This is a genomic window from Stenotrophomonas sp. Br8 (assembly GCF_014763005.1).
Taxonomy (GTDB): Bacteria; Pseudomonadota; Gammaproteobacteria; order Xanthomonadales; family Xanthomonadaceae; genus Stenotrophomonas; species Stenotrophomonas lactitubi.
Map to the genome: position 1 here is coordinate 137867 of NZ_JACGTN010000023.1, position 25702 is coordinate 163568.

Here is a 25702-nt window from a genome sequence, read left to right on the forward strand (position 1 = left end):
TACATGAAAGACGCCCGCCTCGCCGCCCGCCTGGGCATCGCTGCCACCCTGCTCGGCCTGGCCGTGGGCCAGGTGCTGGCCACCCCTCTGCCTGTCGACGACTTCGCCAAGATCCCGGCCATCCAATCCGTGACCATGAGCCCTGATGGCAAGCAGCTGGTTGCGATCATCGCTGCCCCGGGCAGCGACAACGGTGACACCGCACTGGCCAACTGGAACCTGGACAATCTGGGCGCCGGCCCGGTGGCCATCACGCCTTCCGGCGATCGCATGAAGTTCATCGCCGCCAGCGCCCTGAAGGCCGGCCGCAGCCTTGTCATCGGTCGCCAGGAACTGACCGCGCAGCTGGCCGGTTGCGGAGAAGGCAACTCGGTGGGAACCACCAAGACCTTTCTGTCGAAGGCTTACCTGACCGACACCAGCCAGGCCAAGTTCGACGAGGCCTTTGCCGACAATTCGCGCAAGCTCGGCATCAGCGAACAGACACAACGCTGCCTGGAGCTGGCAGGTACCGCGTCGCTGGTGCATTCGCTGCCGCTGGACCCTGACAAAGTCATCATTTCGCAGATCAACCAGTCAACGTTCTCTGCAAGCTACTACCTGTTCAACCTCAAGAGCGGCCAGACCGAACTTCTCTTCCGTGGTGATGCGCGCTCGACTCCGGGGCTGTTCCACCCCCGCAGCGGCGAGCTCCTGACCAGGACCCAGATCGAACCGGCCGGGTCGAACGAGTACGAACAGCAGATCCTGATCAAGGACAAGACAAGCGGCAAGTTCGAGAAGCACGATGCGCTGACGACCAAGCTCAGTGAGCGCTACACGATGGACGTGGCCGGCATCGACGACCAGACCGGCAAGCTCTACATCCTCACCGACAGATACTCCGAGCAGGTGCAGGCCCGCCTGTACGACCCGGCAACCCGGAGCTTCGACAAGGAGCCGTTGGCCGCACACCCGCAGTACCCGATCAGCGGCCTCATCCTGGGCAGCAAACCCAGCAACTTCAACCAGGTTCTGGGCTTCTATGTGGACGGGCCGCGACGCGAGGCGATCTATGTCGACCCGCAGATGAAGGCCCTGTATGACGGCCTGAAGCAGGCCTACCCGGGAAAGTACGTCGCCATCACCGGTTACAACGACGATCTCTCCCGCGTGCTCTTTACCACCAACGGCGCCAACACCCCCACCACCTATCACGTACTCAGCGACCGCAAGCAGGTGACGACCCTGGGCAGTGAACGCCCGTGGATCGATGGCAAGCAGATCGGCGAGCAACGCTGGGTGACCTACACCGCTCGCGACGGACGAAAGATTCCTGCCATCCTGGATCTGCCTGCTGGCTGGAAAGAAGGTGGAGAACCACTGCCCGCGCTCGTGCACCCGCACGGCGGCCCGTGGGCGCGTGACTATGCCGGTTGGGATGTCTCCGGCTGGGTGCCGTACTTCACTTCGCGTGGCTACGCCGTCATCCGCCCCCAGTATCGCGGTTCCACCGGCTTCGGTCGCGACCACTGGATCGCAGGTGACAAGCAGTGGGGCCTGACGATGCAGGACGACAATGACGATGCGGCGGCGTGGCTGGTGCAGCAAGGGATCGCCGCAAAAGACCGCCTGGCGATCTTCGGATACTCCTACGGCGGCTTCGCTGCAGCTGCAGCCACTGTCCGCAGCCCCTCTCCTTTCCAGTGCGCCATTGCCGGCGCACCTGTCACCGATCTCGGCAGAGTCGGCATGTCCTGGAGCGAGAACCGCCTGCAGCGCATCCTGCAGGGGCAGACCGTCAAAGGCATGGATCCGATACAGAACACGGCCAAGGCGAACATTCCGGTACTTCTGTACGTCGGAGATCGTGACGTACGCACTCCGGCGTTCCATGCCCGATCCTTCTACAACGCCGTCCAGGGCAAGGTTCCGGCGAAGTTCGAACTGATTGCGGACATGCCGCACAGCATGCCGTGGTACCCGAGCCACTACCGGGCCACGTTGCCGCTGATGGCCGACTTCCTGGCCAAGGACTGCGGCCCCGGCGGCCTGTAAGCCACCCGTGCGGAAACCGCCACCCCGCTGGTCAGGCCAGCGGGGTTTTTCACGCCCGAACCCCTGAATTTCCCCTTAGCAACAGTGAGTTACACAACGAGGGTATTCATGTTGCATTTAATTTACGCTGTGCATACACTCCGTTAACCGAAGCATAACAAGTGGGGATCCGACACAATGCGCAAGACCAACCGCCTTATTACGCCCAGCCGCCTGCCGCTCGCCCTGGCAGTGCTTGCCTGCCTGCAGGCAGCTCCGGTGCTGGCCCAGGAATCCACCCGCGAGGAAGCAGCGGCGTCAAGTGCTTCGAAGTCTGACAAGAAGGCAACTGACCTTGACAAGGTCACGGTCACCGGCTCCCTGATCCGTCGGGCGGACTACGAGACCACCTCGCCGGTGTTCACCATCGACACCGAGCGCAATGCCGCCCAGGGCCAGACCAGCGTCAGTGAATTCCTGCAGAAGTCGGCGATCGGCGCCGCCGAAACGCAGATCACCAATCAGTTCGGCGGTTTCACCACCAACGGTGGTACCGGCGTACAGACCTTCTCGCTGCGTGGCCTGGGCGCGAACCGCACGCTGATCCTGCTGGACGGCCAGCGTCCCGGCCCGGCCGGCACCCGCGGCGCGGTCGGCGCATTCGACCTGAACGTGCTGCCCACCGCTGTCCTGCAGCGCGCCGAGATCGTGAAGGACGGTTCGTCCTCGATCTATGGCTCCGACGCCGTGGCCGGCGTGGTCAACCTGATCACCAAGAAGAATTTCGAACGTCCAGAACTGACCATCAGCGGTCGCGTTCCGACCGAGGGCGGCGGCGAAGTGTTCTCCGCATCGCTGGCCAACGGCTGGAACTTCGACAACGGCAGCATCGTTGCCGCCGTGGAATGGTATCGCCAGAACGAACTGACCCGCGGCGACCGCGATTTCTTCAAGTGCTCTGAAGACATCGTATGGGACGACAAGGGCAACCGCATCGACCGCGTTGACCGTTCGATCCTGGCCGGCACCAATCTGGCCAACTGCCAGAACATGCTGCACAACGTCATCGACGTCGGCACTACCCGCTACGTGCCCAGCACTGATGGCAGCACGGTCGGTCCGTTCCCGGGCTATCGTCCGCGCGCCAACCAGACCTATGCCAACGGCAATCCGCTGGCGACCTATCAGGAGCCGTACAACTTCCCGGCCTATGGTCAGAGCCAGATCATCAACCGCCAAGAGCGCAAGACGGTCTACTTTGCCACTGACTTCGGCTTTGACTCGTTCAACTGGAAGACCCAGTTCCTGTACAACAACCGCACCACGGACAACTTCGCCTGGCGCCAGTTCTTCCCGACCGTGCTGATCCCGGGCACCACCACCCGCGCCCAGCCGGTGCTGCCGTTCAAGTCCGCTTCGGAGACCGAAGTTGACTACTACTACTTCGCCAACAAGTTCGATGGCGGCTTCGGCAGCAGCACCTGGGGCTGGGAAGTCAACGCCAACTACAGCCACTCCAGTGGCAAGTACAGCAACCTCGGCATCCGCAACTCGATCAGCGGCGACATCGGCCGTCCGGGTTCCGGCACTGCAGCGGCGAACTACTTCGATCCTGGCTATCTGAATGGCTCGAAGGTCGACGAGCTGGTCTCGATCCTCGGCGTCTGGGCCAAGGGCAAGACCACCTACGATCAGACCACGGTCAACGCCGTGTTCAGTGGTGAGCTGTTCGATCTGCCGGCCGGTGCCGTGGCCACCGCCGTCGGTGTCGAGTACCGCAACTACAAGATCGACGACCAGCCGGGCGCCGATTTCGCCGACATCTGGGGTTCGACCACCGCGGGTCGCACCAAGGGCGATGAGAAAGTGAAGGAAGCCTTCGTCGAACTGGACGTGCCGGTCATCAAGGGTGTTCCGGGCATCGAGTCGCTGTCGCTGAATGGCTCGGGCCGTGTCTTCAAGTACGACACCGTGTCCGGCTCGGACAAGGTGTGGAAGTTCGGCGTCAACTGGCAGATCATCCCGTCGCTGCGTCTGCGCGGCACCATCGGCACCTCCTACCGTGCACCGGGCCTGTACGAGCTGTATCTGGGCAACCAGACCGGCTTCCAGGCGCAGACCGCCATCGATCCCTGCATCCGCTGGGCCGAAGGCAACAACAGCAACGCAGCTGCCAACTGCGCCGCTGCCGGTATTCCGGGCGACTACACCGCTGCGGGCAACAGCAGCGCCACCGTCTTCACCCGCGGCGGCGCTGGCGGCGACCTGAAGCCGGAAACCTCGCGTGCACGCAGCCTCGGCCTGGTGTTCACCCCGGAATTTGCTGACCTGAGCATTGCGATCGACTACTTCGACTACGAAGTCAGCGACCAGATCACCGCGCTGAGTGCAGCCTCCATCCTGGAAGGCTGCTACGAGTCGAACACCTATCCGAACCGGTACTGCGACCTGATGCGTCGTAACCCGAATTCGGGTGCCAACGCGAACATGGTCACCGAGGTGTACGCGCAGTACTTGAACATCAACCGCCAGCGTACCCGCGGTTGGGATCTGACCCTGAACTGGGAACACGAGTTCAGCTTCGGCAAGTTCTCGCTGGATTCGCAGGTCACCTATACCGTTGAAGACACCGCCGAGCTGTTCGACAGCGCAGCTGCCAGCGGCCTGTCCTCGTCCGATCAGCTGGGTGATTTCGGTCGCCCGGACCTGGTCGGCAACCTGGGCCTGAGCCTGGAGCGCGGCGACTGGACCTACAACTGGATGACCCAGTACATCGCGTCGACCCAGGACCCGGACCTGTCGGAGACCTTCACCTATCAGGGTCGTCCGAATTCGTACCGTGACATCACCGCTGGCAGCCGCTGGTACCACACCGCCTCGGTGAGCTACGAGCAGGCCGATTGGCAGATCCTGGTGGGCGTCTCGAACGTGTTCGATGCCAAGCCGCCGCTGATCTCCAGCAGCGTGTACTCCTCGCGCTACGGCAACACCCACCCGTTCGCCACCCAGTACGACTACTACGGCCGCACCCCGTTCGTGCGTCTGAAGTACAAGTTCTGATCCAGCAACAAATGCAGTACCCCCGACAGACCCGGCTTTTGCCGGGTCTGTCTTTTTCCGGTGCCGGCAAGGCCCTTGCGCCCGGCCATGACCTTCGACACCCTTGCAGTGCGGGCCGGCGGCGTATCGTTCGGCCCACGGCCGTCACCACGGCCCTTCCCTGACTCACTCGGCCTGGAGGCCATTCAAGTGACCCGTACTCCCAAGATCGTGCTGCTGACCCTGGCCGTTTCGGCCGCGCTGGTCGGCTGCGGCAAGAACGAAACCCCGGCAAAGGATGCCACCGCCTCCACGCCGGCCGCGGCCGACGCCGCCACCACCTACAAGCTCGACGAGAGCAAGCTGCCGGCCTACAACGCCTTCCAGGCCAGCGATCTGGACAGCAACCTTGACGCCTGCACCGCCTTCGGCGACTACGTCAACGGCAAGTGGCTGGCCGCCAACGAGATTCCGGGCGACCGCACCAGCTGGGGCGCCTTCACCATCCTCGACGAGCGTTCGGTGGCCGTGCAGCACCAGCTGGCCGAGCAGGTCGCGCAGGTCAAGAACCCGGCCGGCATCGAGAAGATCGTCGGCGACCTGTGGGCCACCGGCATGGACGAAGCCAAGGTCAACGCCCAGGGCATCGAGCCGCTGAAGGCCGACCTGGCTGCGATCGATGGCCTGCAGGACAAGGCCGCCATCGCCAACTACCTGCGCACCAGCGCCGCCAAGGGCGAGAACGTGCTGTTCGGCTTCGGCGCCGAAGCCGACTTCAAGAACTCGGCCGTGAACATGGCCTACGCCAGCCAGGGCGGCCTGGGCCTGCCGGACAAGACCTTCTATACCGACGCGTCCAAGGCAGACAAGCTGAAGGCCTACCAGGCCCACGTGGCCAAGGTGCTGGAACTGTCCGGCGTCGCCGCTGCCGATGCTGCCAAGCAGGCTGAAGAAGTCGTCAAGTTCGAGACCCGCCTGGCCAAGGCATCCAAGTCCAGCGTCGAGCTGTCGCGCGATGTCTCGCTGTACTACCACCCGGTCAGCCTGGCCGAGGCCGATGCGCTGACCCCGAACTTCAGCTGGACCGAGTTCTTCAAGTCGCAGAACGTGGCCGCGCCGGAGAAGTTCTCGCTGGCCATCCCGGCCTTCCACCAGGAAGTGAGCAAGGCGCTGGGCGACACCGATCCGTCGGTGTGGCGCGCCTACCTGCGCTTCCACACCGTGGACAGTGCCTCGCCGTACCTGGCTGATGCCTTCGTGCAGGAAAGCTACGAGTTCTACGGCAAGACCCTCAATGGCCAGAAGGAACAGAAGCCGCGCTGGAAGCGCGTGCTGGGCACCATCGAGAGCGACGCCGGCGAAGCCTTCGGCCAGCTGTACGTGAAGGTCGCCTTCTCGCCGGAAGCCAAGGCGAAGATGGAAGAGCTGGTGAAGAACCTGGCCGCCTCGCTGAAGGAACGCATCCAGGGCCTGTCCTGGATGAGCGAAGAGACCAAGGCCAAGGCCATCGCCAAGTGGGAAACCTTCACTCCGAAGATCGGTTACCCGGACAAGTGGCGTGACTGGTCGGGCCTGCAGACCAACCGTGACAGCTACCTTGGCAACGTGCGCGCGGCCACCGCGTTCAACTACCAGTACAACCTGGCCAAGATCGGCAAGCCGGTGGACAAGACCGAGTGGGGCATGACCCCGCAGACGGTCAATGCCTACTACAACCCGCTGCAGAACGAGATCGTGTTCCCGGCCGCCATCCTGCAGCCGCCGTTCTTCGATGCCAAGGCCGACGACGCGCTGAACTACGGCGGCATCGGTGCGGTCATCGGCCACGAAATGACCCACGGTTACGACGACCAGGGCAGCCGCTTCGGGCCGACCGGCAACTTCGAAAACTGGTGGACCGAAGGCGATTCGAAGAACTTCGCTGGCCTGACCGGCAAGCTGGTCAAGCAGTTCGACCAGTACAAGGTTGACGGCCAGGCCGTGAACGGCCATCTGACCCTGGGCGAGAACATCGCCGACCTGGGTGGCCTGGCCACCGCCTACGACGCACTGCAGAAGGCGTCGGCCGGCAAGGAAGACGCGAAGATCGATGGCTTCACCCGCGATCAGCGCTTCTTCTTCAACTGGGCTACCGTGTGGCGCACCAAGTACACCCCGGAGAACGCCAAGGTCCGCCTGGCAACCGACCCGCACGCGCCGGCGCAGTTCCGCGCCATCGGTGCGCCGTCGAACCTGCCGACCTTCACCGCGGCCTTCCAGTGCAAGCCGGGTACGCCGATGTCGCGCACCGGCGACTCGCAGGTGGTGATCTGGTAAGCCATGGCTGAGGCCACGGTTTGCCTGCAGAGGCCCGGGATTTCCCGGGCCTTTGTTTTTTCGCGCGGGTAGAGGCCGACCTTGGTCGGCGCATGGCACAAAGTAGCCACCGTGACGCGTGCATCCCGTGCCCATGCCACCCACCCGGTAGCGCCGGGCCATGCCCGGCGGATGCACCGTGATGCGTGCATGCCGCGCCCATGCCCGGCTTGCTATAGTTCGCCCGCCCTCAATCCATCACGGATTCGTTCTACATGCCCAACTTCCGTCCGCTTGCCATCGCCCTGGGCATCAGCCTGGCGACCCTGGTTCCGACCCACGATGCGTTCGCCGCCAAGAAGAAGGCCGCACGCGCCCCGGCAGTCAGTGCGCAGTGCAGCGATTTCTACGACGCCACCAATGCAGGCTGGCTGAAGGCCAACCCGGTGCCGCAGACCGGTGCCGCCACCGCATTGGGCCAGCTGGTCGACCGCAGCCGGCAGCAGCAGCGTGAACTGCTGGACGCCTCGATGAAGGCGCCGCAGGGCAACGTGCAGAAGCTGCTGGGCGACTTCTGGGCCAGCGGCCTGGACGAAGCTGCAGTGGAGGCCGACGGTTCCAACCCGATCGCGCCGCTGCTGACCCGCATCAACGCGATCAAGAAGGCCAAGGACATTCCCGCCTCGATCGCCGCGCTGCACCAGGTCGGCATCCCGGTGGCCTTCAACTTCGGTCCGGACGTGGACCTGAAGGCACTGGACCGCCACATCGGTTACTTCATGCAGGGCGGCATGGGCCTGCCTGATCCGGCCTTCTATACCCGCACCGACGCCGACACCGTTGCGTTGATGGGCCGCTACCGCAACTACGTCAAGCAGATCCTGGCACTGACCGGCACCCCGGCGGCCAAGCTGGACGCCGAGTCGCAGGCGGTGATCGCGCTGGAAACCGAACTGGCCCGCAACGCGCAGTCGCTGGCGGGCATCAACAACCCGTTCAACAACTACGCGCCGATCTCCACCAAGGATCTCAACAGCCGCTATCGCAACCTGCAGCTGGATGCGTTCCTGAAGGCGCAGGGCGTCAACGATGACCTGGTCTCGCTGGCCGATCCGGCGCTGTTCAAGCAGCTCGACGGCATGGTCACCAAGCTCAAGCCGGACCAGTGGAAGGCCTACCTGCGCTGGCGCGTGGGTGACTCGATGGCGCCGTACCTGTCCAAGGCGTACCGCGATGCGGAATTCGAGTTCCGTGGCCGCGTGCTGCGTGGTGAGACCCTGCCGCCGCAGCGCTGGGAAAGCGTGCTGGACGCAATCAACGTGGCCGCTGGCCCGATGGTCGGCCGCGAATACGCTGCGCGTTACCTGTCCGCCGAAGACCGTCGCCAGGCGGCGTGGATCGTCGACAAGGTACGCGAAGTGCAGATCGAGGCGGTCAAGAACAACAGCTGGATGAGCGCCGAGGCCAAGACCGAAGCGCAGGCCAAGCTGGCCGCGCTGAAGATCGAGATCGGCACCCCGCTGCGTGACCTGGATTACAGCGTGCAGCCGATGGGCCGTGGTTCGTTCGGCGGCAACATGCTGATCGCTTCCACCTGGCGCCACCGCGAGGAAATGAAGCGCATCGGCAAGGGCAACGCCGACCGCCGCTGGGACGTGCTGCCGCAGCAGCCGTCGCTGGCCTATGACCTTGCGCAGAACCGGCTGATCGTCACCGCCGCGATCCTGCAGGGCCCGGTGTTCAACGCCAAGGCCGATGCCGCCGACAAGTTCGGCAGCTTCGGTGGCCTGGTCGGCCACGAGCTGACCCGCGCGATCGACGCCAAGGGTGCACTGGTTGATGCCAAGGGCGAACTGCGCAGCTGGTGGACCCCGGCCGACAAGACCGCCTGGACCCTGCTCGGCAGCCGTGTCGCTACCCAGTACGGCGCCTACGAGTTCCCCGGCGTGAAGGGGGCCAAGGTCAACGGCACGCTGACCCAGGAAGAGAACCTGGCCGACATCGCCGGTCTGGAACTGGCCTGGGCCGCCTACACCGCGCAGGAGCCGAAGGCCAAGCCGGCACAGCAGCAGGGCTTCTTCCGCGCCTGGGCCGCGCTGTGGCCGCAGCAGCTGTCGCCGAACGAGGCCGCACGCCGCCTGACCGCCGACATCCGTGCACCGGGCCGCTGGCGCACCAACGGCCCGCTGTCGAACCTGCCGGCGTTCGGCGCCAGCTTCAGCTGCAAGCCGGGCCAGCCGATGCAGCGTACCGACGCCGAGCAGATCAAGGTCTGGCGCTGAGGTTGATGCGATAGCCGTAACGGAAAGGGCGCCTTCGGGCGCCCTTTTTCGTGGTTCTGGCCATCCACGCATGGCGTGGATCTACTGCCGTTGCCTGGGGTGGATCCACGCCAGGCGTGGATGGGCATCAACCCGGCCTCAACGTTCCGCGGTAATGCACGATCCGCCCCACCACTGGCGCGCCGATCTCCACGTCGAAGACAAAGCATCCGTCCTCATCACTCTCGAAACTGTTTTCCCCCGGCAGCAGCCATTGCGGCAACGGCATGCCCAACAGCGACCAGCGTCGTGGCACCAGTTGCAGCCGCCCGTTATCGACCAGCAGCGCCAACGCTACCGAGATCACGCCGAAGCGCTCGACCAGCAGCGCTTCGTTGCGCCCCTGCCCCTGCGTCTGCAACGAAGAGAAACGACGGCCGGCAAAGGTCCGCGTCCAGCGCTCACCGCCGGCCTCCGGGGTGAACTCCACACTGACCGGCACACGCGCGCCCGCCGCGGGAAAGCCGAACACCTTCCCCAGCAACCGCGACAGCAGCCCGCGACCACGCTCGACCGATGCCGTGCCGCTCCAGCACTTGGCTGCAGACGGTGCGTGCAGCGCCTGCACGCTGGCCGGCAGTTGCGCGTATGCGCTGCCAAGCACGCGCTGGTACAGGCTGGCACCCGGCATGTCCCGGCGGAAACCGGTGTGGATGGTGCGGCCTTCAAACAGGCGGTCATAGTCGCTCAACTCCAGTGCATGCGTGGCCGCGCGCGCCCCGGGCGTCGGCCGATCACCGGCCAGCTGCTTGCGGATTACCGCCTCGATCGCCATCGACGGAATGTACGGACCGTCATCGGCCTCGGCCAGCAGGTGCCAGCTCTGTTCGACGCGCGCACCATCGCGGGTGCCCACCGCGCGTACGATCATGCCGCCGCGATGTTCACCGAACTTCATCAGGTTCAGTACGGTGTAGAACAACCGCGCGCACGGCTCCAGCGACGGTAGTTTCAGGTGCAGGCGCGCCTTGGCCAGCAGGTTCAGCACGCGATGCAGGATTTCCGGCACCGGGCCAGCTCCCATCCAGATGTCGGTCATCGTCGGATGTTCGGGTGGCAGCACCTGCAGATCAGGCACATCCACCAGCGAGAAATGCAGGTTGCGCAGCGGCAGCCGCCCCGGCACCGCGACGGTGAAGCGGCGACTCTCGGCGAGGCCGATGCCGTGCCCATCGCGACCATTGCGGCGCAGCTTCACCGGCGAACCGGCATAGCCGACAACCGCACGCATCACATTCAGGCCAATGCCGGCATACGGCGATGGCGCGATGCCACCTTCCACGCTGACGATATCCATGTGCGTGGCCATCTCGCGCAGCACCGCGGCGGTCAGTACCGGGAAGCTGCTGACGCCGGACAGCACGTAGATGCCGGCCGCCCTGGCCTGCTCGTCGTACTGCGAAACGCCGAATACGAAGTCCGCCGCGTCGGCGAAGTCCAGATAATCAATGCCGGCAGCGATGCAGGCTTCGATCGCCGTGTAGCGATGTTCGCCGTAGTCCTGGAAAGGACCGGAGGCATCCACCACGAGGTCCGGTCGCTCGGCCTGCAGGGCCGTGGCCAACTGTTGCCGGTCGACCTGCAGCGGGCGCAGTGTCGATTGCCCCACATAGCCGGTGCAGAAGACCTGCGCCGCCGCCAGGTTGCGGCCACCGATCAGCAGTTCCAGCATCGGCAGGTCCGCCAGCAAGCGGACCAGACGCCCCCCGAACACCCCATATCCACCCAGAATCAGGATCTTCACGCATCGTCCCTGTCGTGTCGTCCAGCCATGGTAGCGCGACGCCGCCAGCTCCCGCAGTGCAGCACGATCCGGCATTAACACGACCCATGCTATCGCTGCGCCTTCGTCCACTGCGGAGCCCCGCCATGGCTCACAAGAACACGATCTGCGTCTGGTACGACAGCGGTGCGCTCGAGGCTGCCTCGTTCTACGCAAAGACCTTTCCCGACAGTCAAGTAACCGCCGTGCATCACGCGCCAGGCGACTTCCCCGACGGCAAGCAGGGTGACGTCCTCACCGTCGAGTTCACGGTCTGCGGTGTCCCCTGTGTCGGCCTCAATGGCGGCCCGACCTTCAAGCACAGCGAAGCGTTCTCGTTCCAGATTTCCACCGAGGACCAGGCCGAGACCGATCGTCTGTGGAATGCCATCGTCGGCAACGGTGGCCAGGAGAGCCAATGCGGCTGGTGCAAGGATCGCTGGGGCATCTCCTGGCAGATCAGCCCACGCATGCTGATCGAAGCGGTGACCAGCAAGGACAAGGCCCTGGCCAAGCGCGCCTTCAACGCGATGATGCCGATGAAGAAGATCGACATCGCCACCATCGACGCGGCGATCCGCAACGCATGACGACGTGGGACACGATCATCGTTGGCGGCGGCCACAACGGGCTGGTGTGTGCGGCGTACCTGGCGCGCGCGGGGCAACGAGTGCTGGTGCTGGAGCGCCGCGGTGTACTCGGCGGTGCGGCGGTCACCGAAGAGTTCCATCCCGGCTTCCGCAACTCGGTGGCCTCGTACACGGTGTCGCTGCTGCAGCCTAAGGTGATCGAGGAACTGCAGCTGCATGCGCACGGGCTGCGCATCGTCGCGCGGCCGGCCAACAACTTCCTGCCATTGCCCGATGGTCGCTACCTGCTGTCTGCACCGGGCCGCACCCAGGCGGAAGTGGCGAAATTTTCCGAGCGCGATGCGCAGGCGCTGCCCGCCTATGAAGCGCGCCTGGAAGTATTTGCCGACGTGCTGCGCGACTGGGCGCTGCGTCCGCCGCCCGACCTCGGGGTGACAGCTGGCTGGCGCGCGCTGCCCGCGCTGTGGCAGATGGGCCGGCTGGGGCGTGAGCTGGCCGCACTCGATCCTGCATTGCGGCAGGAACTGCTGGATCTGTTCACGCTGTCGGCCGCCGAGTACCTGGACCGCTGGTTCGAGAGCGAGCCGATCAAGGCGCTGTTCGGGTTCGATGGCATTGTCGGCAACTACGCCAGTCCCTACACGCCCGGCAGCGCCTACGTGCTGCTGCATCACGTGTTCGGCCAGTGCAACGGGGTCAAGGGTGCCTGGGGCCACGCCATCGGTGGCATGGGTGCGATCAGCCAGGCCATCGCCGCATCCGCGCGTGCGGCCGGTGCTGAGCTGCGTGTCGATGCCGGCGTGCAGCGCCTGTTGGTTGAAGACGGACGCGTGGTCGGCGTCGCGTTGTCCGGCGGTGAGAGCCTGCGCGCACGTGCGGTGGTGGCCAACGTCAATCCGAAGCTGCTGTACGAACAGCTGCTGCAGCCTGCGCAGGTTCCCGCCACCACCCGCGAACGCATGGCGAACTGGCGCTGCGGCTCGGGCACGTTCCGGATGAACGTGGCGCTGTCGCGGCTGCCGGATTTCCGCGCCCTGCCCGGCCCCGGCGACCACCTCAGTGCCGGCATCATCATGGCGCCCAGCCTGGATTACATGGACCATGCCTGGCTGGATGCACGCCGCGATGGCTGGTCGCGCGAGCCGATCGTGGAGATGCTGATTCCGAGCACGCTGGACGACTCGCTGGCGCCACCCGGCCAGCATGTGGCGAGCCTGTTCTGCCAGCACGTGGCGCCGGAGCTGCCCGATGGCCGTCACTGGGATGACCACCGGGATACCGTCGCCGACCTGATGATCGCTACCGTCGATCACTACGCCCCCGGCTTCGCCGACAGCGTGCTCGGTCGACAGGCGCTTTCACCGTTGGACCTGGAACGGACGTTCGGGCTGATCGGCGGCGACATCTTCCACGGGGCGCTCAGCGCCAACCAGCTGTTCTCGGCACGGCCGATGGTCGGCCAGGCCGGCTATCGCGGCGCCCTGCCCGGCCTGTACCTGTGCGGAGCGGGCACGCATCCGGGCGGCGGGGTGACCGGTGCGCCCGGGCACAATGCGGCGCAGGTGGTGCTGCAGGACCAGTAGATCCACGCCATGCGTGGATGTGGGTACAACCCGCCGCCTGCATTGCCCGCTGTTGGTAGGCGCCAACCTTGGTTGGCACAACGTGGCAGAGATGATTGCCAACCAAGGTTGGCATCTACCGGCGTCAAAGCGTGCCAACCAAGGTTGGCATCTACCGGCGTCAAATGAGCCTGCGGCTCATTTGACGCTGCGCAGATGATTCGGGCGCTTCGGCGGGCCGGGGGGACGACGCTTGTTGAACGGCGGTTGGCCACGCCAGTAGCGGATCAGCAGCCAGCCGAACAGCATGCCGCCCAGGTGCGCGAAATGGGCCACGCCTGGCTGCCAACCGGTCATGCCCAGCACCAGCTCGCCGACGCCGAACAGGATCACGAACGTACGTGCCTTCATCGGAATCGGCGGGAACAGCAGCATCACCCGCTGGTTGGGGAACAGCATGCCGTAGGCCAGCAGCAGGCCGAACACACCACCGGAAGCACCCAGCACCCTGGCCGGGTTCTCCAGCATCGTGCCGACCAGCAACTGGCACAGGCCGGCGCCGACAACGCACACCAGGTAGTAGATCAGGAAGCGCTTCTCGCCCCAGGTCTGTTCCAGCGGCGCGCCGAACATGAAGACAGCCAGCATGTTGAAGAACAGATGCCCGAAGCTGCCATGCAGGAAGCCGTAGGTCAGCAGCTGCCACGGCTGGAAGTTGCTACCCGGCGAGAACGCATCGAAGCCCTGCTGCAGCGGCTGCAGCATGAACGGTTCGAAGGTCTGCATGCCGAGCAGGAACGGCTGCTGCAGCAGGAACAGGATCGCGTTGGCGATCAACAGGGCCTTGGTAACGGTTGGCAGTCGCGGGAACATGGGGACACCGGCATGGAACGGCCTCCATCATAGCCGCAGCACCGGCCCTTTTTGACCCGAGCGGACGGTCGCCCGTTCAGTCGCAGGCAGCGATCAACCCGGTCCCCATACGGCGGCATCCAGCGCCGCCGCCGGGTCGACTGCGGGCATCCGCACCCGGCCGTTTTCCACGACGACACCCTCCGCACGCAGCCGCTGCGATTGTTCGCGCCAGCCGGCCGAACCTTCGGCCATGGCGATGCGCCCATCCGAGCGCAGCACCCGGTGCCAGGGCAGTGTGGGATCCTCATTCTGGCCGAGGATGCGCGCGGTCAGCCGGGCGCGTCCGGGCAGGCCCGCGCGCATTGCGACCTGGCCGTAGCCCATCACCTGTCCCGGCGGAATCGCATGGATCACCGCCAGGATGCGCGCACGCGCCTGCTCCGGCGTCATCGGCGCAGCCGCGTCACCAGCAGTACGCCGAGCAGGACCAGCACGGTGCCGGCGATCTGCGCCGGCCCCATCGGTTCGTCGAGCAGCCATAGGCTCATCACGATGGTGGAAACCGGGCCCAGCATACCCACCTGCGCGGCCAGCGACGAGCCGACGCGCTGCACCGCCAGCATGATCGCCAGCACCGGCAGCACGGTGCAGACCGTCGCATTGATCAGCGACAGCCACTGCACCGCGGCGGGGGCCTGCCACAGCAATGGCAGTGGATGGGTGATGGTGAAATGCAGCAGCACCAGCACACTGGCCACGCAGCTGGCGTAGGCGGTCAGACGCACCGCGCCGATACGGGCGACCACCTGACCGCTGCCAAACAGATAGAGCGCATAGCTGAGCGCGCTGCCCAGCACCAGCAGGCTGCCGAGAATGATCTGCCCACCTTCGCGCTGCAGGTCATGGCCGAACGCGATCAGCACGCCGAGATAGCTGAGCACCAGCGCACCGATCTGCCAGCGACCCGGCCGCTGCCGCGCCAGCAGCGCGTTGATCAGCAGCACCAGGGTCGGGTTCAAGTACAGGATCAACCGTTCCAGGGTCACGCTGATGTACTGCAGGCCCTGGAAATCCAGCAGGCTGGACAGGTAGTAACCAGTGAAGCCGAGCCACAGCACGCGTGCGCGGTCAGCCCAGGACAATCGCTCCGCACGCCGCGACGCCCACACCGCCATCAGCGCGAACAGGGGCAGCGCCATCAGCATGCGCAGCGCCAGCAGCGTGGTGGCGTCCACGCCATGGCGCAGCCCCAGCTTGACGATGATGGCCTTGCCCGATGCGGCAACGGCGCCGATCGCAGCCAGGCCGATGCCGCCCAGGGCGATACGCGGGGACGTGGTGGCAATGCGGGTGGAAGAGGTAGACATCAGGAAGAAGACGGGCCGCACGGGCGGCTGCAAGGAGCCGGATAGCTTCCAATTGTCTCATGGCACTTCCGGGCGAACGATCCGATTCCCGTTCATGCCCACTGCAATTCCTGATCCACGCATGGCGTGGATCTACGTGTCGACCAAGGTCGACCCCTACCAACAGCAACACAGAACGCCGGTCCGACAGATCGCAGCAATCTGTCGAAGGCGGGGTGGGTCCGGTTGCGGGGGCGTGAGCGCCATGGATGGCGCGACCGAGCTTACAGGGACGTACTTGCAGCGCACCCCGCAACCGGACCCACCCCGCCATCCCACGGAATGCACGCTGTTGCTGTTGCTTCGGCTGTTGCTGTTGAGGTTGCCGGCCAGCGGCCGACATTACCGTGAGTGTCGGCTCAGCGCATCAACACCACTTCTTCAGCAGACGTCGGGTGAATCGCCACCGTGTCGTCGAACTGGGCCTTGGTCGCCCCCATCTTCACCGCCACCGCGAAACCCTGCAGGATCTCGTCGGCCGCTTCACCCAGCAGGTGTACACCCACCACACGCTCTTCCGGCCCGGCACAGACCATCTTGAACAGGCTGCGCTGGGTGCCGTTGGCCAGTGCCTGCAGCATCGGCCGGAACCGGCTGTGGTACACCGTCACCTGCTCGAAGCGCGCACGTGCGTCTTCCTCGCTCATGCCCACTGCGCCCAGCGGCGGGTGCGAGAACACCACGCTGGCCACGTTGTCATAGTCCATCTTCGCGTCCGGGCGGCCACCAAACAGACGATCCATCAGACGACGCGATGCAGCCACGGCAACCGGCGTCAGGCCGACCTTGCCTGCGATGTCACCGACCGCATGCACGCTCGGCACCGCCGTGGTCTGCCACTCGTCCACCTCCACCTGCTGGTGTTCGCCGATGCCGATGCCCAGCGCCTCCAGGCCGAGATCCCTGCTGTTGCCGCGCCGGCCGGTCGCGAAGAACACGGCGTCGAACACGCTGTCGATCGGGCCGTCATGGCCGAAAGCGCGCACGCGCTCGCCGTCGCGCTTCAACTCACGCAGACGGTAATCGAAGTGGATGCGAACACCCTGCTGGCGCAGGTTCTCGGCCAGTTGCGCGGTCAGCTCGTAGTCGAAGCGCTCCAGCAGGCGACTGCCACGTACCAGCAGACTCACCTTGCTGCCCAGCGCCTGCAACAGCCCGGCAAGTTCCACCGCGATATAGCCGCCGCCGATGATGGCGACCTCGGCCGGTGCCGCACGCAGGTCGAAGAAGTCATCGGACACCAGGCCCAGTTCGGCGCCGGGAATGTCGGGCCGCTGCGGATGCGCCCCGGTAGCGATGAGGATCTGCGCGGCGCTGTACCGCACGCCGTCACTGCACGCCACGGTATGCGCATCCAGCAGATGGCCACGGGCCGGAATACGCACCACGCCGGTTTCATCCAGGCGCTTGTGGTAGCTGGTGTGGATGTTGCTGATGTAGGCCTGGCGATGGATCACCAGCTCCTTCCACGACAGTGCCGGGCGCGCCTCCACGTCGAAGCCCATCGCGCTGGCCAGGCTTATGCGCTCGGCCAGATCGGCCGCCAGCCACATCGCCTTCTTCGGCACGCAACCTACATTCACGCAGGTGCCGCCCAGTTCACCCGGCTCCAGCAGGGCAACACGCTTGCCATGCTGCGCAGCGCGGATGGCGCCGGCCAGGCCAGCGGAACCGCCGCCAAGGACGATCAGATCGTAGTCATAAGAGGGAGTGTTCATCGGAATCGCTCGGGTCGACAGGGAACAGGATCGATGGCGGGCGTGCGCCCGCAGAGAAGATCGGCGGGCAGCTGGCTGACGCAGGCGCTCATGCTGCTGCGAGCATGCCATGGCCCGCTGCAGGCCAGACGTGAGGGTATGCAGCGACACGCGTGGCGATGCACGCAGCCACGCAGGAAGAGATGTGCGTGGCCTGCATCGATCACCCCTGCCCGGCCCTACCGCGCATTGCCGGCCACTGCTGGTATGTCATCGCACGCCACAGCCATTCCATCGGGCCGAAGCGGAAACGGCGCAGCCACAGATGGCTGAGGATTACCTGCGCAGCGAACAGCAGCAATGCGAACAGCAGCTGCCAGGCACGCGGCACTGCGTCGAACCACTCCAGCCCGTAGTGATAGAACAGCAACGTACAGACCACCGATTGGCCAAGGTAATGGGTCAGCGCCATCCGGCCGACCGGCGCCAGCCAGCCCATGCGCGCACGCCAGTGCACGATCCAGGCCAGGTAGCCCAGGCACATCGGCACGCCACCCACGGCCACCAGTGCCATTGCCGCAGTGGTCGGCAGGTCATAGACACCCGGAGCCAGATAGGGCTTCCACAACACACCCGCCAGGGTGACCAGCAGGCCCAGAGGCAGCGCGACCCAGCGCAGGCCGGCATACAACCGGGGGAATCGCTCGGGCGCGGTCAAGGCGCCGCTGCCAGCGAACCAGGCACCCAGCAGGAACATGCCCAGCACTTCGGGTCCGGAAATGAACATGCCGCCCAGCGACGCGCCGAACTCATGCAGACGCTGCACGTTGGCCTGCATCCAGTCGCCCTGGCCATACACCAGACGTTGCTGGTCGATGCCCTGCTGCGCGTCGACCAGCATCTTCTGCAGGTCCTGTGGGGTGGCCATCGACACCATTGCGCCGACCAGCAGCATCAGCGCAACACCCAGTGCATATACCAGCAGGCCCATCCACGGCAGCCAGCTGCGCGGTGCTTCGCGGCAGGCCAGCAACGGCAGCGAGGCCAGTGCATACAGCACCAGGATGTCACCCGACCAGACCAGCAGTGCGTGGCACAGGCCGATCAGCAGCAGCCCGGCGCTGCGGCGCAGGTAGAACGGAGTGAACGGGCGACCCGCCGTTTCAGCACGCTGGGCCATCACCGCAAAGCCCGCACCGAACAACAGCGAGAACAGGGTGAAGAATTTTCCCTGCACGAACACATAGACGAAGGCATCGGCCCAGTAGTCGATGCCCTGCCAATGCGCGTCGATGCCGGTAAAGGCCAGGTCCAGCGGCCCGCTGAGGGCCTCGATGTTCATCAGCAGGATGCCCAGCAGGGAAAACCCGCGCAGTATGTCCAGCAGGGCGATGCGTTCGCCGGAAGCCACCGGTTGCAGGGAAGGGGAAGCGGTGTTCACGGGGCATCCGGCGTGCAGGTCCGTCATTATGCCGCCGGCCTGCGAACCATGGATGGCTCCGCCCTGTTCCACATACGCAACGGCCCGCCGAAGCGGGCCGTTGCTGCCATCACGATCGCAGCGCGATCAGTGCTGGTGACCGCCGTCGCCGTGGACGTGGCCGTGTTCGAGCTCTTCCTTGCCGGCTTCGCGCACGTCGACGATCTCGACGTCGAAATGCAGGTCCTTGCCGGCCATCGGATGGTTCAGGTCGACGTCGACCACGCTCATGCCGACCTTCTGCACGGTCACGGCACGCGGGCCGAAGTTGGTCTGCAGCACGACCTGCTGGCCCGGGACCAGCTTGGCGGTACCGAAGTGCTTCTTCGGCACGCGCTGGGACAGGCCATCACGGCGCTCGCCGTAGGCATCGGCCGCCTTGACGTCGACGTCGAAGGTCGCGCCGGCTTCCTTGTCCATCATGGCGTTTTCCAGGCCCGGGATGATGTTGCCGTGGCCGATCAGGATCGCCAGCGGCTCGCCGCGGTCCTTGGACGATTCGATCGGCTCCTGGCCGGCCTCGGAGACGGTGTAGTGGAAGCGGACAACGCGGTCTTTTTCGATCTTCATGCGCAACTCTGTCTGGATCTGCCGGAGGCAGGCGGGTTGGGGCGGGTTGTCGCCCGGCGGGGACGCCGCCATCATGACGGCCAATCCAAGGTCGCGCATTATCCGGAGAACATGCACATCACGCCAGTTTCGTCCGGCACGCGCCGGCTCCTCGCGCCCGCCCTGCTGCTGGCCCTGCCCCTTCTGCTGACCGCCTGTGGCGGCGGCAAGGCCGTCCGTTCCACACCGCCACCGCCTGCGGCAAGCTGGCCCAGTACCACACCGGACAACCCCGAGGCCGCCAATTCGGTGCTGATGCGCGCCATCAGCCTGGTCGGCACGCCCTACCGCTATGGCGGCAACACGCCTGAATCCGGCTTCGACTGCAGTGGCCTGGTCGCCTACGTCTACCGTGAAATGCTGGATCTGAAGCTGCCGCGGACCTCACGCGACCTGGCGGCGGTACAGGGCCCGAAGATCGACCCGAAGCGCCTGGCAACCGGCGACCTGGTCTTTTTTGGCAGCCGCGGCAGTGTCAGTCACGTGGGGATCTACGTCGGCGAAGGTCGATTCGTGCATGCCCCGAGCACCGGCGGAACGGTCCGCCTGGATTCGCTCAGCGGCCCCTATTGGAAGGACCACTACACAGGGGCAAAACGCGTCCTTCGCTAAAATGAACAGGCGATATGTTCAAAATTGTGACAACCATCACTATGAAACTAACGATTTACTAACGGAATTTTTAACTTATTACCGCTTTTACAGGGCATGATGCCCCATCGTTTTTTTCCTTGTGACCGACGCGTGACGACAAACGACCCGACGTGCCAAGGCCAGACCGCCGCTTCTTCGCGTAGTGTCCGCCCGCTTCTGCTGGGCTTGGCATTGTGTCTGACCAGCCTTCCGGCCTGGTCGCAGTCCGCTCCCACCCGTACCGATGCGACCCCGGCTTCGACCGCCGAGACCGCCCCCCGCGCAGCCGCCAAGGCCGACGCCACCGCTCCGCAGCGCAGCCGCGCCGATGCCGCCGCCAGCGCCACCCTGGCCGCCCTGCTGCCGCATCTGGCCGCCAATGACACCATTCCCCTGATGGACCGCTCGGCCATGGTGGCCGGTGACCTCAGCCGCCTGCTCGCCAATTACGACACCAGCAGCGCCGCCAATGGCAGCGTCGTTGTCGGCAACGCTGCCGACAACGGCAAGGTGCAGTCGCTGCTGCGCCGGGCCATGACCCTGCTTGGCACCCCCTACCGTTGGGGTGGCAGCAATCCAGACAGCGGCTTCGACTGCAGCGGCCTGGTCGGTTATGTGTTCCGCTCGGCTCTGGGCATCGAGCTGCCGCGCGTCTCGCGTGAAATGGCACATGACGCCAATGCCGAACTGATCAACGACCGCGCCGCCCTGGCCGCAGGCGATCTGGTGTTCTTCGGCCGCAAGGGCCGGGTCGACCACGTCGGCATCTATGTGGGCGACGGCCGCTTCCTGCATGCCCCGAGCACCGGCAAGGACGTCCGCGTCGACACCCTGCTCAGTGGCTACTGGGGCAACAAGTTCATGCAGGCCCGCCGGGTCGATCTCTGATTCGAGGCCGTCCACGCGTGACCTGACAAGCCGCTGCCCTGCAGCGGCTTTTTTGTTGGCTGACCGAAAGCATGGCCGCTGGTCGACGCATGCTGCGTTGGTCATTGATGTCACGGTCCGGTTGGGCCGCAACCGGCCACCCACGTGCGGCCGCAGCATCCCGGCGTGGGGCGGCACGCCGAGATGGCCCGTCTGCCGCTCGCGTTGCCCGGATGCTGGGGGAAGGCATGGCGGCAAGCCTGGAGATTCCATCGCGCTGCGTGATCTGGTTTGGCCAGCCACCGGCAGCCGAGCGCGGCGCGCTGGCGGCCGCCGGCTGGCAACTTCGCTGTGTCAGCCCTGCGCCTGCCATGGCCATTGGCCTGCGCGGCCGCGATCATCTGGTCGCCGTCGTCGATCTTCGCCATCTGGATGCAGAGGCGGCGCAGTTGCTGCTGCCGTGGATCGAAAAGCACCATCACCTGCCGTGGTTGGCCGTGCTGCCCGCGGGGCTGGGCAGTCCTCCACCGGCCTGGGGGCCGCTGCTGCGGGCCTGCCAGGATCAGTTCTCGCTGCCGCTGGAGCTTCCCGATCTCCTGTCGGCGATGCAGCGCCAGTGCGACGGCGACGACGTGCCGCTTGCCGCGACCCACAACGGTGGCGGTCTTCCCGCACTGATCGGCAACAGCGCCCCCCTGCTGGCCGTCCGCGCTGCCCTGCACAAGTTCGCCCCGGTCGAGCTGCCGGTGCTGGTGACGGGCGAGACCGGCACCGGCAAGGAGCTGGCCGCGCAGGCACTGCATGCGCTGTCCGGGCGTGCGGGAAAGCCCTTCCTGGCGGTGAACTGCGGCGCCATTCCCGCCAACCTGGTGCAGTCCGAACTGTTTGGCCACGAGCGTGGCGCTTTCACCGGCGCTTCCCAACGTCGCATCGGCCTGTTCGAAACAGCCCATGGCGGCACCGTATTCCTCGATGAGGTCGGCGACCTGCCTGCGGATGCACAGACCAGTCTGCTGCGGGTGCTGCAGGAGGGCACGCTGGAACGGGTGGGCAGCAACCAGCCACTGCGGGTGGATGTGCGCGTGCTGGCGGCCACCCATGTCGAGCTGGAACACGCGGTCGCGCAGGGCCGCTTCCGGCGCGATCTCTACTACCGCCTCAATGTGCTGCGCCTGCCGATGCCATCGCTGCGCGAACGTGGCGCCGATGTCCTGTTGCTGGCCGAACACTTCCTGCGCGCATTCCGCCAACGTCATGCCGGCCGTGCACGTGGCTTCGATTCTGGCGCGCACCAGGCGATGCGCGGGTTCGACTGGCCGGGCAACGTGCGCGAACTGTTGAACCGCGTACAGCGGGCGGCGATCGTGGCGGAGGGAGAACTGATCAGCGCGGCCGACCTGGATCTGGCCGAACCCGATGCGCCCGCACGGCGCGCGCTGCTGCAGGATGCGCGTGGCCAGGTGGAGCGCGATGTACTGCTGCAGGCGCTGCGCCAGCATGGCTACAACGTGTCGGCGTGCGCGCGGCACATGCAGATCTCGCGGGTGACGGTCTATCGGTTGTGCCGCAAGCATCATCTTGAGCTGCCGGCGCAGCGCTGACCGCTGGCAGCTTGAAGCAGCCGGGCATGGCCCGGCCGCCCCGCCTACAACATGTACGGCACCTTGAAGGCCAGCGTGAAGTCCGGCGCATCCGGGGTCAGGCCGATGCCCAGCATCGTCACCAACGTGGTGTGCTGGTTCAACGCGTAGGTCACGCCGAGATTGAGCGACGCTGCATTGGCATCGCTGCCGATCACCTTCACCCATTCACCGCCCTTGAACCGCGTCGAGGCGCGCGTGCTGATCTTGTCGCTGAAGGAAATGCTCAGGCTGGTGCGCTCGTTGAACGCGAATGCCACACCGGCACCGAAGTACACCGAACCACCCAGCTTCACGTCACCGGGGTTGACCGTATCCGGGTTGCTGTCGATATCGCTGAAGCCGCGCGGGAACGAATGGATGTAGCCGGCATTGGCGAACAGGATGGCCGGATCGGCGGTCTTCACCATCGACACGCCCAGGTTGGCCTGCCATACGCCGTTGCCGGTCGGCTGCTCCTGCGGCACCGCGAAGCGGATGTAGTCATCGTCATCGCGCTCGATCACTTTCCAGTCCAGGCCATAGGGTGCGCGACCTGTAGGAGCAGTCACGCCACCGGTCAGTACCGTCTCCGGACGCCAGCCGCGTTCGGCGAACAGCCGGTAATTGGCACTCAGGCTGACATCGCCGATGCCGCTGCCGTTGGTTTCTTCCTGCGCGATCGCCGCTGCTGCACCGCCGGCACCGCCCTTCTGGTAGACCGTGCGTCGCGCCAGGTACGGCACATCCAGGTTCAAGGTGAGATTTGGGCTGACGCCCCAGCGCGCGGCCAGGTTGTAGGTCAACGAATCGGATTCGACGTTCTCGATCGCGATGTTGCCGAGGAAGATCGCATCCAGGGCAAGGAACCCGTTGAGGGTGAGTTGCTTGCGGTCGTAGCGCGCATAGGTGAGGCCGTTTTCGATGGTGAACCGGCGCGAAAACAACGCCGCCTGCTGCTGCTTGACGTCGTCCACGCTGCGCCGTGCCTCCTGCTTGGCCTGCTGTGCCTCGGCCGCGCTGCTGGCATAGCCTTCGCTGCTGGGCGGAACGGCGGATGCTGCAGCGGGCGCCAACGGCGCTGCGGGCGTCGTACCGGGACCTGCGCGACCACTCAGCCGCGCCTGCATCGCCTGCACCTGCATGTCCAGTTCGCGCAGGCGGCGTACCTCCTGTGCGTAATTGGCCTTGAGCTGTTCCAGTTGCGCGATCAATGCCTGCATGTCGGCACCGTCACTGGGTGCAGGCTGCTGGGCGAAGGCGGGGGCCGCCAGCGCCGCCAGCGCCAGCGGAGTAAGCCGGAAGAGAGTGTGCATGTCGGTGACCTGCGTTGTACGTCGATTCCCCCTGACCAGGCCGTGTTACTGGCCCGGGCCCATGCCGCGGTTCATCCCGATCGCCTGGGCCACGTTCTGGCTCAAGGGCAGGTTGTTGGCCGCGGTGTTGCGTACCAGTTCCAGCTGCAGCCGGTTGCTGGCGGTCTGTCCATCGCCGGCCAGGGCAATGCCCTGCCCCACGCTGCCGTTGCGGATCCACTGCTGTACCAGGCTCTGCCCATCGACCTGCAGCAGCAGGCGCGCCTGGTTGCCATCGAGCATGGCCGTGGCGGTAGCGCCACCCTGCTGTGCCTGCGCCATGCGGCTGCCGTCGTCGGTCATCGCTGTCGGCACCGCGCCATCACGCACGGTCAGCGTGGTCACGTTGCGCGCGGTGTTGCCATCGCCGGCCACCTGCACGCTCTGCACCAGTCCACTGGCATTGGCCAAGCCGGTACTGTCGATGCTGCGCCCTGCCGTGGTCGGCAACGGTGCGTCAGCGGCGGTGACGTGGACGCTGGGCTGGAAGCTCAGTTTCGGTGTCCCGCCATTGCGGAAATCCATGCCCAGGGTCAGCGCGCCCTGCACCACCGCACCGTTGGGCCCCTGCCACTGCGAAATCATCGTCACCCCGAACCAGGCCACGTTGTTGCCACCAACGGTGTAGCGGCCACGCATCAGGTTCAGTTCGGGATCGGGTATTTCCTTCAGTCCCCGCCCCGGTGCGCCGTCTGCCGCCATCAACGGCGACACCGACAGCATCAGCAGCAGGGCGAGTACTACACGTTGGCATTGCATGATCGTGCCTCCTTCAGAACAGGTCGGCGTGGCTGAAGCCGAAGTCGACCAGTTCGGCATCGGTGATCGGTCCCTGCCGCGCATACAACGCGCGGGCACTGGGCCGTTCGCTGGGTTGCAGCAGCGCCGTATTGCGATCGAAGTCGCTGCCGATCACGACGAAAACAGCACGTGACGGCCAGGCGGCGCTGAACTCGGCCAGCGACAGGCTGCGGTTGCCCAGGATCGGATCGGCCACTTCCACCACGCCGTCGCGCACCTGCTTGAGCACGACGAAATGCCGGAAGCCGCGTACATCCATCAGCACCAGTCCAGGAACCCGCAACGTGCGCAGGCGCGATTCATCGATGCGATAGCCGCGTCCACGCATGCCCAGCGATTCGACATAGCGTTTGATGTCCAACAGCGAGAAACCGCGTTCCTTGACCAGCTGTGGATCGGATACCCCCATCATTCCCTCGATCACCGTCGCCTCGGTGGTGTCCAGGTGGTAGGCATAACGCAGGATGGTGGCCAGAGCGGCCGCCCCGCAGCTGTAGTCGGTGTGCTGCCGCACCAGGTTGCGATACCGCCGCTCCTGCATGCTTTCCACCTTCTGCTGCAGCAGCGCGCCATTGGGCAGCACCCCGCTGAACACCACCTCGCCTGCCCAGCCGGATGCGCTGGTCAACAGCAGCAGGCAGGGCAGCAAACGCAACCACCAGCGATGACCGGCCATGCTGTTCTCCACGAGAAGGAAGGAGCCCCTGCCCCAAGGGGGAGGAGGGACAGGGGCTCCCGGGGGAACCCGGCCATTGGCGGATGGCCGGGCTTGTTGCGCTCAACGCAGGTTCGCTG

The 25702-nt window shown here is 65.6% G+C and carries 19 protein-coding genes and 1 pseudogene; 9 read left to right on the top strand and 11 right to left on the bottom strand.

Annotated features, from left to right (window positions below; genetic code table 11):
* Positions 1 to 3 precede the first annotated feature (3 nt).
* The 4 genes from H3005_RS18995 (at position 4) to H3005_RS19010 (ending at position 9632) form a co-directional block, all read left to right on the top strand.
* Entirely contained in the window at positions 4 to 2037 is a 2034-nt protein-coding gene (locus tag H3005_RS18995; protein ID WP_100553133.1) for a prolyl oligopeptidase family serine peptidase, read from the top strand.
* A 177-nt stretch (positions 2038 to 2214) separates the two neighbouring features.
* On the top strand, positions 2215 to 5076 hold the full coding sequence (locus H3005_RS19000) for a TonB-dependent receptor (protein WP_100553134.1): 2862 nt from the start codon (positions 2215 to 2217) through the stop codon (positions 5074 to 5076).
* 189 nt (positions 5077 to 5265) lie between these two features.
* On the top strand, positions 5266 to 7371 hold the full coding sequence (locus tag H3005_RS19005; RefSeq protein ID WP_191078772.1) for a M13-type metalloendopeptidase: 2106 nt from the start codon (positions 5266 to 5268) through the stop codon (positions 7369 to 7371).
* A gap of 254 nt (positions 7372 to 7625) precedes the next feature.
* Positions 7626 to 9632, top strand: coding sequence for a M13 family metallopeptidase (locus H3005_RS19010; RefSeq protein ID WP_191078773.1), 2007 nt, complete (start codon positions 7626 to 7628; stop codon positions 9630 to 9632).
* A 127-nt stretch (positions 9633 to 9759) separates the two neighbouring features.
* Here the strand turns inward: H3005_RS19010 and H3005_RS19015 are convergent, their stop codons facing one another.
* Positions 9760 to 11415, bottom strand: a complete 1656-nt coding sequence (locus H3005_RS19015) for an SDR family oxidoreductase (RefSeq protein WP_191078774.1) — start codon at positions 11413 to 11415, stop codon at positions 9760 to 9762.
* Between the two features lie 125 nt (positions 11416 to 11540).
* On the opposite strand from H3005_RS19015, the gene H3005_RS19020 reads away from it, so the two are divergent.
* Both H3005_RS19020 and H3005_RS19025 read left to right on the top strand, forming a co-directional pair.
* Positions 11541 to 12023, top strand: a complete 483-nt coding sequence (locus H3005_RS19020) for a VOC family protein (RefSeq protein ID WP_191078775.1) — start codon at positions 11541 to 11543, stop codon at positions 12021 to 12023.
* Positions 12020 to 13606: an NAD(P)/FAD-dependent oxidoreductase gene (locus tag H3005_RS19025; protein ID WP_191078776.1), complete on the top strand. Its 1587-nt coding sequence runs from the start codon at positions 12020 to 12022 to the stop codon at positions 13604 to 13606. The genes H3005_RS19020 and H3005_RS19025 overlap by 4 nt, the downstream gene beginning before the upstream one ends.
* 177 nt (positions 13607 to 13783) lie before the next feature.
* On the opposite strand, the gene H3005_RS19030 is transcribed toward H3005_RS19025, so the two are convergent.
* The 7 genes and pseudogenes from H3005_RS19030 to H3005_RS19055 all read right to left on the bottom strand — a co-directional run bounded on the left by H3005_RS19030 (position 13784) and on the right by H3005_RS19055 (position 19593).
* Entirely contained in the window at positions 13784 to 14458 is a 675-nt protein-coding gene (locus H3005_RS19030; RefSeq protein WP_191078777.1) for a rhomboid family intramembrane serine protease, read from the bottom strand.
* Positions 14459 to 14551: 93 nt separating this feature from the next.
* Positions 14552 to 14890, bottom strand: a complete 339-nt coding sequence (locus tag H3005_RS19035) for an MGMT family protein (RefSeq protein WP_191078778.1) — start codon at positions 14888 to 14890, stop codon at positions 14552 to 14554.
* Positions 14887 to 15807 (bottom strand): DMT family transporter, encoded by a 921-nt coding sequence (locus H3005_RS19040; protein WP_191078779.1) that lies wholly within the window; start codon positions 15805 to 15807, stop codon positions 14887 to 14889. Before H3005_RS19040 ends, H3005_RS19035 begins: the two co-directional genes overlap by 4 nt.
* A 398-nt stretch (positions 15808 to 16205) precedes the next feature.
* A complete protein-coding gene (gene gorA / locus H3005_RS19045; RefSeq protein ID WP_191078780.1) occupies positions 16206 to 17564 on the bottom strand; it encodes a glutathione-disulfide reductase in 1359 nt (452 codons plus the stop codon).
* Positions 17561 to 17706, bottom strand: a pseudogene (locus H3005_RS21155) (amino acid dehydrogenase); the annotation flags it as partial. The pseudogene H3005_RS21155 and the gene gorA, both read right to left, overlap by 4 nt.
* A gap of 60 nt (positions 17707 to 17766) precedes the next feature.
* A complete protein-coding gene (locus tag H3005_RS19050; protein ID WP_191078781.1) occupies positions 17767 to 19011 on the bottom strand; it encodes a DUF418 domain-containing protein in 1245 nt (414 codons plus the stop codon).
* A gap of 99 nt (positions 19012 to 19110) precedes the next feature.
* Entirely contained in the window at positions 19111 to 19593 is a 483-nt protein-coding gene (locus H3005_RS19055; RefSeq protein ID WP_025876084.1) for a peptidylprolyl isomerase, read from the bottom strand.
* A gap of 111 nt (positions 19594 to 19704) precedes the next feature.
* On the opposite strand from H3005_RS19055, the gene H3005_RS19060 reads away from it, so the two are divergent.
* The 3 genes from H3005_RS19060 (at position 19705) to H3005_RS19070 (ending at position 22733) form a co-directional block, all read left to right on the top strand.
* Positions 19705 to 20244: a C40 family peptidase gene (locus H3005_RS19060; protein ID WP_191078832.1), complete on the top strand. Its 540-nt coding sequence runs from the start codon at positions 19705 to 19707 to the stop codon at positions 20242 to 20244.
* A gap of 132 nt (positions 20245 to 20376) precedes the next feature.
* Entirely contained in the window at positions 20377 to 21153 is a 777-nt protein-coding gene (locus H3005_RS19065; RefSeq protein ID WP_180166291.1) for a C40 family peptidase, read from the top strand.
* 227 nt (positions 21154 to 21380) lie between these two features.
* A complete protein-coding gene (locus H3005_RS19070; protein ID WP_191078782.1) occupies positions 21381 to 22733 on the top strand; it encodes a sigma-54 dependent transcriptional regulator in 1353 nt (450 codons plus the stop codon).
* Positions 22734 to 22777: 44 nt separating this feature from the next.
* Here the strand turns inward: H3005_RS19070 and H3005_RS19075 are convergent, their stop codons facing one another.
* Genes H3005_RS19075 through H3005_RS19085 form a run of 3 tightly spaced genes read right to left on the bottom strand, consistent with a single transcriptional unit; the run spans position 22778 to position 25583 of the window.
* On the bottom strand, positions 22778 to 24067 hold the full coding sequence (locus tag H3005_RS19075) for a transporter (RefSeq protein WP_191078783.1): 1290 nt from the start codon (positions 24065 to 24067) through the stop codon (positions 22778 to 22780).
* A 45-nt stretch (positions 24068 to 24112) separates the two neighbouring features.
* Positions 24113 to 24865 (bottom strand): hypothetical protein, encoded by a 753-nt coding sequence (locus H3005_RS19080; RefSeq protein WP_100553145.1) that lies wholly within the window; start codon positions 24863 to 24865, stop codon positions 24113 to 24115.
* 13 nt (positions 24866 to 24878) lie between these two features.
* Positions 24879 to 25583 carry a C39 family peptidase gene (locus H3005_RS19085; RefSeq protein WP_100461139.1) on the bottom strand — a complete coding sequence of 235 codons (705 nt, stop codon included), beginning with the start codon at positions 25581 to 25583 and terminating at the stop codon, positions 24879 to 24881.
* Positions 25584 to 25702 lie beyond the last annotated feature (119 nt).

What these genes read in the sequence shown, in the direction of transcription:
- H3005_RS18995 (WP_100553133.1), top strand. Translation starts at nt 4, where the DNA reads ATGAAAGACGCCCGCCTCGCCGCCCGCCTGGGCATCGCTGCCACCCTG.
- H3005_RS19000 (WP_100553134.1), top strand. Translation starts at nt 2,215, where the DNA reads ATGCGCAAGACCAACCGCCTTATTACGCCCAGCCGCCTGCCGCTCGCC.
- H3005_RS19010 (WP_191078773.1), top strand. Translation starts at nt 7,626, where the DNA reads ATGCCCAACTTCCGTCCGCTTGCCATCGCCCTGGGCATCAGCCTGGCG.
- H3005_RS19020 (WP_191078775.1), top strand. Translation starts at nt 11,541, where the DNA reads ATGGCTCACAAGAACACGATCTGCGTCTGGTACGACAGCGGTGCGCTC.
- H3005_RS19025 (WP_191078776.1), top strand. Translation starts at nt 12,020, where the DNA reads ATGACGACGTGGGACACGATCATCGTTGGCGGCGGCCACAACGGGCTG.
- H3005_RS19030 (WP_191078777.1), bottom strand. Translation starts at nt 14,458, where the DNA reads ATGTTCCCGCGACTGCCAACCGTTACCAAGGCCCTGTTGATCGCCAAC.
- H3005_RS19035 (WP_191078778.1), bottom strand. Translation starts at nt 14,890, where the DNA reads ATGACGCCGGAGCAGGCGCGTGCGCGCATCCTGGCGGTGATCCATGCG.
- H3005_RS19040 (WP_191078779.1), bottom strand. Translation starts at nt 15,807, where the DNA reads ATGTCTACCTCTTCCACCCGCATTGCCACCACGTCCCCGCGTATCGCC.
- gorA (WP_191078780.1), bottom strand. Translation starts at nt 17,564, where the DNA reads ATGAACACTCCCTCTTATGACTACGATCTGATCGTCCTTGGCGGCGGT.
- H3005_RS19050 (WP_191078781.1), bottom strand. Translation starts at nt 19,011, where the DNA reads ATGACGGACCTGCACGCCGGATGCCCCGTGAACACCGCTTCCCCTTCC.
- H3005_RS19055 (WP_025876084.1), bottom strand. Translation starts at nt 19,593, where the DNA reads ATGAAGATCGAAAAAGACCGCGTTGTCCGCTTCCACTACACCGTCTCC.
- H3005_RS19060 (WP_191078832.1), top strand. Translation starts at nt 19,705, where the DNA reads ATGCACATCACGCCAGTTTCGTCCGGCACGCGCCGGCTCCTCGCGCCC.
- H3005_RS19070 (WP_191078782.1), top strand. Translation starts at nt 21,381, where the DNA reads ATGGCGGCAAGCCTGGAGATTCCATCGCGCTGCGTGATCTGGTTTGGC.
- H3005_RS19075 (WP_191078783.1), bottom strand. Translation starts at nt 24,067, where the DNA reads ATGCACACTCTCTTCCGGCTTACTCCGCTGGCGCTGGCGGCGCTGGCG.
- H3005_RS19080 (WP_100553145.1), bottom strand. Translation starts at nt 24,865, where the DNA reads ATGCAATGCCAACGTGTAGTACTCGCCCTGCTGCTGATGCTGTCGGTG.
- H3005_RS19085 (WP_100461139.1), bottom strand. Translation starts at nt 25,583, where the DNA reads ATGGCCGGTCATCGCTGGTGGTTGCGTTTGCTGCCCTGCCTGCTGCTG.